The sequence below is a fragment of the Carboxylicivirga sp. genome, from assembly GCF_982718395.1.
Genome location: NZ_CEXQWX010000151.1, coordinates 1 through 14484 on the forward strand (window position 1 = coordinate 1; position 14484 = coordinate 14484).

At 38.7% G+C, this 14484-nt stretch carries 10 protein-coding genes; 2 read left to right on the forward strand and 8 right to left on the reverse strand.

The window, feature by feature from the left end; translation table 11 throughout:
• On the reverse strand, window positions 1-294 hold a 294-nt coding region (gene infC, locus AC4MRQ_RS20440), incomplete at its 3' end, for a translation initiation factor IF-3 (RefSeq protein WP_491199584.1).
• A gap of 28 nt (window positions 295-322) precedes the next feature.
• Window positions 323-2269, reverse strand: a complete 1947-nt coding sequence (gene thrS, locus AC4MRQ_RS20445; protein ID WP_491199575.1) for a threonine--tRNA ligase — start codon at window positions 2267-2269, stop codon at window positions 323-325.
• A 194-nt stretch (window positions 2270-2463) separates the two neighbouring features.
• Between thrS and AC4MRQ_RS20450 the strand changes: the two genes are divergently transcribed.
• Window positions 2464-4656 (forward strand): S9 family peptidase, encoded by a 2193-nt coding sequence (locus tag AC4MRQ_RS20450; RefSeq protein ID WP_491199576.1) that lies wholly within the window; start codon window positions 2464-2466, stop codon window positions 4654-4656.
• 146 nt (window positions 4657-4802) lie between these two features.
• Here the strand turns inward: AC4MRQ_RS20450 and AC4MRQ_RS20455 are convergent, their stop codons facing one another.
• The 6 genes from AC4MRQ_RS20455 to AC4MRQ_RS20480 form a co-directional block, all read right to left on the reverse strand.
• Entirely contained in the window at window positions 4803-5849 is a 1047-nt protein-coding gene (locus AC4MRQ_RS20455) for a hypothetical protein (protein WP_491199577.1), read from the reverse strand.
• An 80-nt stretch (window positions 5850-5929) separates the two neighbouring features.
• Window positions 5930-6508, reverse strand: coding sequence for a hypothetical protein (locus AC4MRQ_RS20460; protein WP_491199578.1), 579 nt, complete (start codon window positions 6506-6508; stop codon window positions 5930-5932).
• Between the two features lie 433 nt (window positions 6509-6941).
• The gene (gene uvrA, locus AC4MRQ_RS20465; protein WP_491199579.1) at window positions 6942-9803 is read right to left on the reverse strand and encodes an excinuclease ABC subunit UvrA; all 2862 of its coding nucleotides are present in this window, start codon (window positions 9801-9803) and stop codon (window positions 6942-6944) included.
• Window positions 9804-9969: 166 nt separating this feature from the next.
• Window positions 9970-10953: a lytic transglycosylase domain-containing protein gene (locus AC4MRQ_RS20470; RefSeq protein WP_491199580.1), complete on the reverse strand. Its 984-nt coding sequence runs from the start codon at window positions 10951-10953 to the stop codon at window positions 9970-9972.
• Between the two features lie 188 nt (window positions 10954-11141).
• The gene (locus AC4MRQ_RS20475; protein ID WP_491199581.1) at window positions 11142-12410 is read right to left on the reverse strand and encodes a peptidoglycan DD-metalloendopeptidase family protein; all 1269 of its coding nucleotides are present in this window, start codon (window positions 12408-12410) and stop codon (window positions 11142-11144) included.
• Between the two features lie 119 nt (window positions 12411-12529).
• On the reverse strand, window positions 12530-12904 hold the full coding sequence (locus tag AC4MRQ_RS20480) for a BlaI/MecI/CopY family transcriptional regulator (protein WP_491199582.1): 375 nt from the start codon (window positions 12902-12904) through the stop codon (window positions 12530-12532).
• A 200-nt stretch (window positions 12905-13104) separates the two neighbouring features.
• On the opposite strand from AC4MRQ_RS20480, the gene AC4MRQ_RS20485 reads away from it, so the two are divergent.
• The coding region (locus AC4MRQ_RS20485) for a PAS domain S-box protein (protein ID WP_491199583.1) at window positions 13105-14484 on the forward strand (1380 nt) is incomplete at its 3' end.

Here is a 14484-nt window from a genome sequence, read left to right on the forward strand (position 1 = left end):
CACAACCACCTTAACAGCCTTAGCCTTAAGTTCTTTTTGCTTGCGCTTTTGTTGATAAAGGAATTTCTGATAATCTGTAATCTTACATACAGGTGGATCTGCATTTGGTGAAATTTCTACCAAATCCAAATCCATTTCATCAGCCAATTTAATGGCTTCCATTGTTGGGTACACTCCCGGGTTCTCAATGTTGTCTCCAACCAGTCTTACCTGGGGAACCCTAATGTATCGATTAATTCTGTGAGCAGGCTCCTGTTTTACCGGGCGTACCTGCCTTCTGTTTGGTCTAGCTATAGTTAAACCCTCCTTTGATTAATTAGTACTATTGTTCAATCTCAGAAAGCATTTTTTCAACTTCCTGGTTAATAAAATCTACAAAATCTTGTTGCAACATTGCTCCTTTATCTCCTTCTCCTTGCTTACGAACGGCAATTTTGCCTTCTTCAGCTTCCTTTTCTCCCACAATCAGAAGGTATGGAATGCGCTTTAACTCGTTGTCCCTGATCTTCTTACCTATTTTTTCATTACGGTCGTCAAGAACGGCACGAATATCGGAATTATTTAGGAAATTTAAAACTTTTTCCGCGTAATCATTATATTTTTCACTGATAGGCAAAATCACCACTTGCTCCGGTGTTAACCACAATGGAAATTTACCAGCCGTATGTTCTATTAGCACTGCAACGAAACGCTCCATACTACCAAATGGTGCCCGGTGAATCATTACCGGACGATGCTTTTGGTTGTCACTGCCAATGTATTCCAGTTCAAATCGTTCAGGCAGGTTGTAGTCGACCTGAATGGTTCCCAGCTGCCACTTACGCCCTAAGGCATCCTTTACCATAAAGTCAAGCTTTGGCCCATAGAACGCAGCTTCGCCATATTCAACGATGGTGTTCATGCCCTTTTCTTCGCAGGCCTCAATGATGGCTTGTTCAGCTTTGTTCCAGTTATCTTCACTACCAATGTATTTGGAGTGATCTTCCTTATCGCGCAATGATACCTGTGTTACATAGTCTTTAAAATCAAGAGCTTTAAAGATGTATAAGATAATATCAATTACCTTTTTAAATTCATCTTTTAATTGATCCGGACGACAGAAAAGGTGTGCATCATCCTGCGTAAAACCGCGCACCCTTGTCAAACCATGCAACTCGCCACTTTGCTCATAACGATAAACTGTACCGAATTCAGCAAAACGAATGGGCAAGTCCTTGTATGAACGTGGCTTAGTTTTGTATATCTCACAGTGGTGAGGACAGTTCATAGGTTTTAATAAGAACTCTTCACCTTCAGCTGGTGTGTTGATTGGCTGGAATGAATCCTTACCATATTTAGCATAGTGTCCTGATGTCACATAAAGCTCTTTATTACCGATGTGTGGTGTGATAACCGGCTCGTAGCCGTATTTTACCTGAACGCGCTTTAAAAAGTTCTCTAAGCGTTCACGAAGTTTGGCTCCTTTAGGTAACCACAATGGTAATCCCTGACCTACTTTTTGAGAAAATGCAAATAGTTCAAGTTCTTTACCAATTTTACGGTGATCACGCTTTTGTGCTTCTTCCAGCATAACCATATATTCCTCAAGCATTTTTGCTTTTGGGAATGAGATGGCGTAGATGCGTGTTAGTTGCTTGCGTGTTTCATCACCGCGCCAGTAAGCCCCTGCTACACTCAAAAGTTTAATAGCCTTGATAGGAGCAGTGGTTGGCAAGTGTGGCCCTCGACATAAGTCAGTGAAGTTACCTTGCTTATAAAACGAAATTGTACCATCTTCCAATTCGTTAATCAACTCCAGCTTATACTCATCATCTTTTTTAGTAAAATAATCCAAAGCTTCGGCTTTGGGTACTTCACTTCGATCATAGGAATTTTTAAGACTGGCCAACTCTTTGAACTTCTTTTCAATCTTAGGTAAATCAGAGTCTTTAATCACTTTATCACCAGTGTCAAAATCATAGTAAAAACCATTTTCAATGGTTGGTCCAATACCGAACTTAGTGCCTGGATATAAGGCTTCAACGGCTTCAGCCATCAAGTGAGCTGAAGAATGCCAGAATGCATGTTTTCCTTCCTCATCATCCCATTTGTGCAGTTTAATGCTTGCATCCGTGGTGATAGGGCGCGTCAAATCCATTAAGGTGTCGTTCACCGTAATTGATAGAACTTCTTTAGCCAAACGTGGACTAATACTTTGCGCAATTTCTAAACCAGTTACGCCTGCTTCAAACTCTCTGACACTTTGGTCTGGAAAGGTAATTTTTATCATGCTACAATCGCTTTGATTTTAAAAAACATGCAAAGATAAATAAAACGCCTGAATGCATTGAGTTGAGAAGCTTTTTTTTAGCATTCTTATCAGCAAATTAAAAATGCTGTCAAATCCCATTGTTTAGTACTTGGGTATTTTATTAGTTTTGACTTACAGATTTAAAACAATTTTGAAAGATAAATAAATTAAAGATGAAGCATTTAACCATTTTACTGGCTGGGCTGTTGCTGTCTGCAACGATATTTGCTCAGAAACAAACCGTTTCGCTTGAGGATATCACTCAAAAAGGAACTTTTTATGCACGATCTGTTCGTGGCTTGCGGTCTATGACTGATGGCATACATTATACAACGCTTGAAGAAGGCAGGCGTATCGTTAAATATCAGTATGCTACAGGTAAACAAGTGGCCGTAGTTTTTGATTTGGAGAAGGAGATGAAAGGTGAATTTGATATTAAACGAATTCAAGGCTATGAGTTTAATAATGATGAAACCAAGATTTTAATTTATACCAATTCAGAAACTATTTATCGTCACTCTTTTAAGGCGGATTATTACGTTTACGATATTCAATATAATGAGTTAAAGTCTTTATCTGAGAATGGTAAGCAACAGGTGGCATCGTTTTCTCCTAATGGTGAAATGGTAGCGTTTGTTCGCAATAATGATTTGTTTTTGGCTAAACTTAAGTTTGGCACAGAAAGCGCAATCACGAGCGACGGAGAATATAATAAGATTCTGAATGGTATTCCTGATTGGGTTTACGAAGAGGAATTTGGTTTTAACAAGGCTTATGATTGGTCACCTGACAGTAAAGAAGTTGCTTTTATCCGTTTCGACGAGACAAATGTTAAGGAGTTTGCTTTTCCATTATATAAAGCCTCTTATCCAACAAACGAGCAGTACAGCTTGTATCCCGGACAATATAAGTTTAAGTATCCTAAAGCGGGAGAGGACAACTCAGTAGTAAGCGTTCATGTTTATAATATTAAGAATCGCACTACTAAAACTATGGATATTGGTGAGGAAACAGATATTTATATTCCTCGAGTGCGTTTTACGAAGGCGGAGGGCAAACTGGGCATCATCCGCATGAATCGTCACCAGAACTTCTTAGAGCTGATGATTGCCAATACTAATTCAGGTGTTTGTAATACGGTATTTAGCGATCGTAACGAGCGCTACATTGAGCAAGATGTATTGGATAACCTCCAGTTTATGGAAGATGGTCAGCACTTTGTTTATGTAGGGGAAATGGATGGTTATAACCACATCTATTTGTATACGATGGCTGGCCGTAAAGTACGTCAGATCACCAAAGGAGAGTGGGATGTAACCAATTATCTGGGATATAATGCCAAAACAAAGATGTTTTACTACCAGGCTGCAGCCAAATCGCCTATGCAGCGTGAGGTGTATGCTGTTCGTACAGATGGTAAAAAACATATTAAATTCTCAACTATTGATGGAACGAATAGTGCTTCGTTTAGTAAAGGTTTTAAGTACTATATAAATACAGTTTCGAATACCACTACACCAACTTTGGTAACGTTGCATGATGGCAAAGGAAAGCAAATTCGTGTGCTCGAGGATAACAAGGCGCTTAAAGAACGTGTGGCGCAATTTGATATCAGTCCCAAAGAGTTCTTTAGCTTCAAAACATTGGAAGGAGTGGAGCTAAATGGCTGGATGGTGAAACCATTGAATTTTGATGCATCGAAGAAGTATCCTGTTTTGATGGTGCAGTACAGTGGACCAAACTCCCAACAGGTGAGAGATAATTGGCGTGTTGGCTGGGAACAGTATTTGGCGGCCGAAGGTTATATGGTGGCATGTGTTGATCCACGCGGTACAGGTGCCCGTGGCGAAGAGTTCCGTAAGTGTACCTATATGAAGTTGGGTAAGCTGGAGTCGGACGACCAGATTGAAGCAGCTAAGTATCTGGGTTCATTGGAGTATGTGGATGCCAGCCGCATTGGTATCTGGGGATGGAGCTACGGTGGTTTTATGGTAGCATTAAGCATGAGTAAGTCTGATGTATTTAAGATGGGGATTGCTGTGGCAGCACCAACCAACTGGCGTTATTACGACTCAGTTTATACCGAGCGTTATATGCGCAAGCCACAGGAGAATGCCAACGGATACGACGATAATAGCCCAATTAATCATGTTGATAATCTGAGTGGAAGGTTATTCCTGATTCATGGCACAGCGGATGACAATGTACATTTTCAGAATGCCGTTGAATATATTGATCGATTGGTTCAGGCCGGTAAGCAGTTTGACTCTTTTATTTATCCAAATAGGAATCATTTCCTGAATGGAGGGAATACATACAACCATTTATATCATATGAAAGCAGACTATCTGTTTAGGAATTTGTAGGTGTAGATTAATAGCATAAACAAACAAGGATTGCATCTTATGAGTGCGATCCTTGTTTGTTTTAGATAACTCGTGGTATGTCAAGTTGTTTGTGCTGTTTTTGTTAAGCATTTCGTCCGCTCAAAGCTGGATGGGGTATACAGGTGCTAATGTGGCTCTATGTCTTGTTCTTTAATTGTTAAGGAAAACATCTTGTTTATTTGTTTTGCATCTTTATATTCTAATTCATTGTAATCCGAAACGTGAAAGTTTACCATTGCATGTCTGTTTTTGGCTTCTCTTAATGAACCTTGTATTGCTGATAGATGCTTGATGTAGTTTTCATACTTAAGTTGTTCATCAAAATAAACAATTACCCTTGCATATTTATTTGAATAGATAAGGTCCGTTAAGACTTCTTCTAGTTGATTAAAACGAATTTGTTTTCCTTCAATAGTTATGGATTCTCTTGCAATATCCAAGTGTATTTCTTTTGTTTTTTTCTTATTCAGATGCAAAGTAGGGGGCGGAGGTGGTGGCAATTTGCCAGGGATTTTAATTGGTGCTAATTGAAAAACAAGATTAATAAGTGAATCATTTTGATTGTAGACAGTATACAAAACAGTCTTTTGTCTAGCCTTTCTTAATTCTGTTTTGATTTTATTTATATCGTATACTTTAATGTCTTTGTCAATAATAAGTTGGCAATTGTTTTCATAGTTTTTTATTTCAAGAGTTTTATATGAAGTGTCAGTCAATTCATGTGCTTTCCCATTAAAAAACAAACTTAATGTATCTCCCTTATAGTCGGCGTAAAGGATATTCTGAAAATTCAAATATGAGCCGTTATTGTCTGCTAATTTGGGCAAACTGATATTAGTTTTCTTTTTTGTATTAAAATAACCAACAAAATCCCTGTTGTTGAATCGTTCAAAGGCACTTATAATGGTGTCGGTTTCTACATCAATAAGCAACAATTCATCATTTTTAACTCTGACAATAGTTTTGTGGATTTGACGAATATCACTTACATAGAATGTGTCATTGGCAAAGTGATATACATTCTTATCACTTTCCAGGTTTGTATTGTAAGTGAAATAGTAGTCGTAGATCTTTAGAATATTTGGGTTTTTGAAGTTATCCTTCTCAATCCATTCTCCTTTAATTTTATCATTTTCATCCTGACATGATATAAGTAAAAATAGGGATAGCAAAAAAAAACGATATTATTTTGTTCATGTTGGTTAGTTTTGTTGAGCTTGTTAAACCTTGGTTGGTATTCAACTGGCTGTTACTACATATATGGAATAGATTTTATCTCTTTTATTTGTATAGAGTGCTTCTGATTCTCGTCATATGTAATTTCATAAATCAACTGTGTGTGTTTTTCTTCATAAATAAAACTTTGGAAATGTAGAAACTTGTCTATGTATTGATGTTTGGGATCAGAGTAAAAGGGCCAATAGTTTATCAGCTTTTCCTCTTCATAACTTAGGTTAGCTCTTTTTTTTAGTAATTGCTTAATCAATTTATATTTAGTGAATTGAGGTAATTCATTGTTGATATTCCAATGATAACTGTCTTTAATATAAACGAGCGTGCTGTCATTTATGTAGCTTTCTCTGATTATTGATGAATCTAACCTGGTTTTGTAAATAAAATCCAAAGTATCTTTCGTTTTCTGAGCAAATAGAGGATGACACAAAAGGCGAATAGCTGCCTGATCTAGCAGCAGAAGATGTCTAATTTTTAAATTGTTCGCGGTCTTTTTGAATTTGTATGGTTCGATATTTTGGTCGGGAATCGAATCTTGTCCGTTAGAATGGAACAAACAAAAGATTGTAATGAGACTTATTATAAATGTTTTCCTCATAGTTAATTATTTTGCTCTAAAGGCTATGAGCCTTGCTTGAGGTGATGCGGCGAGATGCTAAGCAGAATGCTGGCTCTTCTGTTTTTTACACTACTTATTATCGCTCAGCTCTCAATTAATCTCCACCTTTTGCGTTTGTAAATCATCCGTCTCCGGTTTTCAGTCCTCTGTCAATTTTTCATCTCGCATTAACGCTCCCGGACTTAGTGCTTCGGACCGGTTCTCTTTTGAGTCCATGAGTATCTGTCATGTATCGCGCTTTCAGTACTTTAGTGTACCTGAGAGACACAGGCCTTTGACCTGTGCTATTATGTGCTTGCCTTTCAGGCAAAGGTAGCTTTTGAGGTTATGCGATGCTAATCAGTTTTCACACTGCTTATTGTTCTTCGCTTGCGCTTTACAAATCATCCGTCTTCGCTCTTCTGTCTTCCAGCTACTTCTTCTTCAACTCCTCCTTCAAATACTTGGCCGTATAACTCTTCTTGTTTTTGACTACTTGCTCAGGTGTACCGGCACATAATAGCTGTCCACCAAAGCGGCCACCATCAGGACCGATATCAATTACATGGTCGGCTACTTTGATTACATCCATATTGTGCTCAATCACCAATACTGTGTTTCCTTTCGCCACCAGGCGCTGTAATACCTCCAGCAATACACGGATGTCTTCGAAATGCAGTCCGGTAGTTGGCTCATCCAGAATGTAGATGGTTTTACCTGTATCACGCTTGGCCAGTTCAGCAGCTAGTTTCACCCGCTGGCTCTCTCCACCTGAAAGGGTAGTGGAGGGTTGCCCAAGGGTGATATAACCTAAGCCAACATCCTGCAGGGTTTTTAATATCTTCGATAACTTCGGAATATGCTGGAAGAATTCAACCGATTGGTTGATGGTCATGTCCAGCACATCGCTTATGGACTTACCTTTATAGCGCACTTCGCATGTTTCACGGTTGTAGCGTCTTCCTCCACAATCAGGACATTCCACCATCACATCAGGCAGGAAGTTCATTTCAATCACTTGCACACCGCCCCCTTTACAGGTCTCGCATCGTCCACCTGCAACGTTGAACGAGAAGCGACCAGGTTTGTAGGCGCGTATCTTCGACTCGGGTAATTCAGCAAATAACTTACGTATCTCATCAAATATTTTTGTGTAGGTCGCCGGGTTGGAGCGTGGTGTTCGCCCCAATGGTTTCTGATCAACATCTACCACTTTGTCAACATGCTCCAGACCTTCCACCTTACTGTATGGCAGTGGGTCTTTCACCGAATTGTAAAAGTGCTGGTTAAGGATAGGGTAGAGGGTTTCGTTAATCAGTGTTGACTTGCCACTACCTGAAACACCAGTTACACAAATCAATTTGCCCAACGGGAACTCTACATTAACATTCTGCAGGTTATGGCCGGTTGCTCCTTTTATTTTTAAAATATTACCGTTGCCATTGCGTCGCTCCTTAGGTACGGCAATCTTCTTTTTGCCGGTCAGGTAATCGGCCGTTAAGGAGTTGCTTTGTAATATCTGCATGGGAGTACCATGCGCTACTATTTCACCACCATGACGTCCTGCATGTGGTCCCATATCCACCACATAGTCGGCTGCCATCATCATGTCGTGGTCGTGCTCTACAACCAGTACACTATTGCCTGTGTCACGCAACTGGCTTAGTGAATTAATCAGGCGGTGATTATCGCGCTGGTGCAGTCCTATGCTTGGCTCATCAAGGATATAAAGCACATTCACCAGCTGAGAACCAATCTGCGTTGCCAGGCGGATGCGCTGACTTTCGCCACCAGATAAGGTCATTGCGCTCCGATTGAGTGAAAGGTATTCGAGTCCCACATTCATCAAAAAGCCCAGACGGTTACGTATCTCTTTCAGAACCTCATAACCAATAGTCTTTTGTTTTTCGCTCATCCGGTCTTCAAGTCCCTGGAACCATTCGTGCAGAAGACCTAAATCCATTTCGGCCAGTTCAGCAATGTTTTTATTGTCAATCTTAAAATGCAGTGCTTCACGGTTAAGTCGTTGCCCGTTACACTCACTGCAAGTTGAGTTTTTAATAAACTGGTTGGCCCATTTACGAGCCTTCATTGAGGTGTCGTTATCCTGCTGTTCCAGTATGTATTTGATCACCCCTTCGAAGCTCAGGTAATAATTCGATGAAGAACCTAATGGTGTGTTCTTAAGCGTTAAAGGTTCGCTGGAACCATGCAGGATGGTATCCATGGCTTCTTCAGGAATGTTTTTAATGGCTGTATTTAAGGTAAAGCCATATTTTTCAGCAATAGCTTCAATTTGCCAGAAGATCAGGTTGTTTTTGTACTTACCCAATGGCGCTATACCACCTTTTTTAATGGTTGAATTAGCATCGGGCACAATCTTGTCAAAGTCAACTTCATCAACAGTTCCCAGTCCTTTACATTTATTACATGCTCCTTGTGGCGAGTTGAACGAGAAGGAGTGAGGCGCAGGTTCATTATAGGAGATACCTGAGCTTGGGCACATTAGTTGACGGCTGTAAAAGCGCTGTTCGTCTGTTTCTTTATCGATCAACATCATAATGCCTTTGCCGTGTTGCATGGCCAGATGAATGCTCTCTTTTAGTCGCTTGGTATCTTTTTGAGCCACGGCCACACGGTCAACCACCATCTCGATAAAGTGTGTTTTGTAACGATCTACTTTCATGCCGTGTACCACCTCCTTTATCTCCCCGTCAATTCTTACATGCAAAAAGCCTTTTTTACGGATTTGCTCAAACAGTTCTTTGTAATGTCCTTTTCGACCTTTCACCAGTGGAGCAGCAATGTATACTTTTCGTCCTTCGAACTGTTCCAGAATCAGGTTGAGAATTTGCTCGTCGGTGTATTTCACCATTTTTTCTCCTGTTTTGTAAGAGAAGGCTTCGCCGGCACGAGCAAAGAAAAGGCGCAGAAAATCGTATATCTCGGTAATGGTGCCGACAGTAGAACGTGGATTTTTGCCTGTAGTTTTTTGCTCGATGGAAATTACTGGACTCAAACCGGTTATTTTATCCACATCAGGGCGTTCCATATTGCCCAGAAATTGGCGCGCATAAGCTGAGAAAGTTTCGATATATCTGCGCTGTCCTTCGGCATAAATCGTATCAAATGCCAATGAGGATTTACCGCTGCCACTCAAACCAGTTACAACAACCAGTTTATTGCGCGGAATAGTAACATCGATATTCTGGAGGTTGTGTACACGCGCACCGTATACATCTATTTGCTCACTTTCGTTTATCTGCTCTGGGGCAAGGGTGCTTGTTTCTTTCACTTTCATCAACTTAAGAACGTGCAAAGATAACTATTAGTTCGATGAGAAAAGCGTGATTAATCCTCCAATTTATTTGTTTAGTTGATAGCACAAGACTAGTCTAGGAGTAGTGGGGTTACCCTTCCTTCACTTATGCCTTGCGTCTGTTAACGTAATCAGCAGAAGACTATACAGCCTTGGTACTATCTGTTTTTGTTTCAGCTGGTTTATTAATAAACTCTTCTGATCTTTTAGGGAGTTTAATCTTGTAAGTCTTTTTACCGGAATTGGTTAAATATGCCTCACGTAACCAAGGATTCAAATCTTTTAATTCTTTATAGGTGGTACCATACTTCTTAGCAAAAGAAGCGAAGTTTTTAACGCCTGTTTTAAGGTCGTAATTGATCACTTCAATGGTAGGGTATAAATCTTCGTGCTTCACATAGAAACCGTAATGTTCGGGGTGAGACAGAATTTCTTTAATTGCAAGAATACGAAATACATATCGACCGGTTTCTTCGCCTAACAGCAGGTTGTAATAGTTATCTTCTTTTTGGCGCTCCAATTGTCGATTAACACCTGCTCGTCCTGCATTGTAGGCTGCCGCCGCTAATGTCCAGCTACCATAATGATTGTGCATTTTCTTAAGGTACTTACATGCAGCAACGGTTGACTTCTCGATGTGATAGCGTTCGTCAACTTCTTTGTTTACTTCCAGTCCGTATTCGCGAGCCGTGGCGCGCATAAACTGCCAGAGACCTACAGCACCGGCGGGTGACTTGGCACGAGGCATAAAGCTGCTTTCAATCAAGGAAAGATATTTGAAATCATCAGGTACACCCTGTTCTTTTAGAATAGGTTCTATTATTGGAAAGTAACGGTTGGCTCGCTTTATAAAAAGAATTGTTTGTGATTGCCAATAGGTATTAACAAGCAGTTCACGGTCGAAGCTTTCTTTTATGTCAGTACGTAAAATAGGAACTTCTTCCCCTGAAAAATTTATTGATGATGGTATATCCAATGATGAAATAGCGTAAGCTTTTTCATTGTTCATCGTACTGGTTGGTTGGGTAACGGGTTCTGCGGACTGAATAAAAAGTTGCGACACTAAAACAATTGCAACTATAGCAACGGATACTGATAATAATTTTGTGTAAAAGCTCACTTTCATAATCTCTCTCTCTTTTCAACTTTAACAAAGGACACCAAAAATAATTTTTCAGTTCTTGAAACCAAAAAACGTGCCGCATTACTTATCAACACTAAGAACTTTTAAAACGTATTGGATGTAAAAGTAGTACGCACAACTTCGAAAAAAGTTCGAAAAAAGAAGAGCTCATTATGAGCTCTTCCAATTTTTTATTTAATCACCGATTCAGGATCGATGAATTGACCATCTTTTTTAATTTCCAAATGTAAATGTGGTCCGGTTGAAATACCACTACTGCCCAACAAACCAATAACGTCACCTTGCTTCACTTTTTGACCTTCTTTTACTTTATAAGCATTTAATTGCGAATAAAGGGATGAATAGCCATTTGCATGGTCAACAATAACAAACCTGCCATGTCCTTTTCCTTCTTCAAAACTGTGGTTAACTTTTCGAACCACACCATCGCCAATGGCAAGAATGTTTGTGTTCAAAGGTGCCACATAATCTACTCCATTATGCATTTTCATTTTCTTGGTAATGGGATGTTTGCGCATGCCATAGCCCGAGGACATTTTTTTTATCTCTGACTTTTTAATAGGCAGGGCGAATTGACCTTCTTTTGTTTCAGATTCTGTTAATATACCAGATTCGATTTGTTGCGGAGGTGTAATGCTCAGACTAGTATGAATGATCTGATCCCCTGATTTAACCTCGGGTTCAGTTAACACTGCTGAAGCAAGTAATATTAACATGCTTAATGCAACAGGTATTACAAAAACTGTTTTTTTGAAGGGTCTTGATTTATAATTTACCATTTTAATTCGTTTTTTGATGAGTTTATAACTGAAAGGACTCATCAGAGGCGAATAGTGATTGTGTGACGCTTGTTGCAAGACAAGGTTGAAATAGCTCTTTAAAGAACTGTGTTGCGTTGCATCAGCATCCGCCTGAAATTCATGCACCTCTTCTAAAGCCTTTCGGTATAGATAAATAAATGGATTCATCCAAAAGCCAATCAGCAATATTTCCATAAATAATCTGTCATAAGTGTGCCTGTGACGCAGGTGACTGAGTTCATGGTTAATTATACTGTTGCCATTGGTTGAATGCCAAACAGTTGGAGAAATGAAAATATAACGAAAGAAAGAAAAAGTGTATTGCTGGTTAATCAGAACCAGCGTAAAATTTGCCTGATTTATTTTTTCATTGGCATTAATTGTTTTTACGAGTTGAATAGTGTTTTTGAGAAATCTGAATAAGAAAACAAATGATACAATTGCTATAAGTAAAACCCACCAATACTCCATAGAATGAGAAGTTGTCATTACAGCATCGCTCTTGACAGGCGGTTCTTCTATAAAAGTAAACTGGTTTACAGTTGTATGAATCGTGTGAATGATAGTACCTGATTCGCCTTTAAAACCTGACATATCTATCCTGATAAAAGGAAACAGGTAGGAAAATAAGATACTCATTAACAAATACAGCCTGTTTAGTGTAAAGAAAGACTCATTACGAAATGCAATGTGATAAATCAGATAAAATATACCTGATACAGCAGAGCTTTTTATTAGATACCAGATGATCACTTCCATTATTTCTGCTTTTCAGATATTTGTTGATCTATCAAAGTTTTGAGTTCTTCTAATTCAGAAACAGAGAGATCGCTTTCTTTTGTGAAGAAAGAAGCAAATTGTTTTGGTGAATTATTGAAAAAGTTTTGAACCAAAGTAGACATGTATTTTTTCGTATAGTCGCTTTTCTTAATAAGCGGGTAATACTCATTAATCTTACCATAGGTGTTAAAACTAATGGCCTTTTTCTTAACCAATACACGTACAACGGTTGAAACAGTTGTATATGCCGGTCGTGGTTCGGGATATTGTTCTATAATATCCTTTAAAAACCCTTTTTCAATATTCCACAGGTATTGCATTACCTGTACTTCTGCTTTCGTTAATTCAATCATTTCCCAAATGTTTGTTACAAATATATGACTATAAATATAGTTAACAAATTGTTTAGGTAGTTTTATGACTATAAAAATAGTTTAAAAAGTGTAAGTGTCACTGTTTTAGTGTTTAAAGGAGTTGTTCTTGAGCTGTGATTAAACTCAGTTTGTCAAAGCCTAATATATTTAATACTTTAAAGGGCATTAAGTATTGAATTATGACAGGTCATCATCAGAATATAGAATTGATTGTATCTTCAGCAATTGAACCTGCTGTTGCTTTTGATATTAACAGCTATGATGTGGCTTTAATTAATGATATTGCCATTCGTTTTTTTGAATTACAACCCGGTCAAAGCTATTCTTTAAGGGACTTTTGTTCAAGAGCGGATAAGTTTAATGAAAAATCAGCCATTGATTTAATTAATAAATTAATACCGGGTGAACCTATGTTAGTGGATTGGCCGGTTCGATTGGGCAAAATAAGATGGTTATCAGCATTTGTACAATTGGTAAAAGATGATGGGGGAGAATGGGCTGTTATTATTTTCAGGGATAATACTCAGGCTAAAGAGAGTTCGCAAAAGCTGGATAATATGGTTGCTTATCGCGAGATGCTGGATAAACTTTTAGCATATAATGCGAACGTAAATGTGGATGAAATTCCGCAGATCATTGATCAGTCACTAATGATGGTTGGCAATTATTTTGAATGTGACCGTAGTTATGTTTTTGAATATAGTCAAGATCTGAAGTTTAAAAGTAACATTAATGAATGGTGTGCTCCCACAGTTCAGCCTTATATTGATGAACTTCAAAATATTCCTATCAACTCATTTCCATATTTAAAGGAGCGCTTGCTTAATATGGAGTTGGTTTGTCTGGATGATATCTATGATTTACCTAAAGATGCCATAGAAGAGCGAGAAGAGTTTGCTAAAGAAGGTATTCAATCAATATTAATGATTCCTTTTAGTGAAGGTGATGTTCCAATTGGTTTTGTTGGGCTGGATCATGTGCATATGCAAAAGCACTGGACAAAAAGTGAAGTATCTAATCTTAAACTTTTGGCCCGCACATTTGCTAACCTGATTCTCCGGGTTCGGAACGAGCAACAGATAATTGATAATCGCAATATGTATCAAACATTGCTTGAGGCTGCAAATGATAGTATTGGGATATTTAAGAATGGGATCTGTATCGATACAAATGCCAAGGCTGCTAAAGAGATGCATAGTGATGCCTCTCAAATAATTGGCAAAAGCGTTGTTGAACTTTCGGCCACGATTCAGCCGGATGGAAAATCTCCAACCTATTCAAAAGTGTATGTAAGTGAGGCTGAAAAGGGCTTCCCGCAGATTTTTGAATGGCGTTTACGTCGTCTGGATGGAACTGAGTTTGATGCAGAAATAAGCTTAAACAGTATCAAACGAGGTGATGAACGGTTGGTAATTGGTATCTTCAGAGATATGAGTGACCACAAAAAGAAGGTGAGCTCTTTAATTAACAGTCAGCGTGTTTTAAAAAAGGAAATAGACACGATGCTGCATCCATTGAATGATAGTAGCGAATTGACCTTATTGAATGTTTTTGAATTG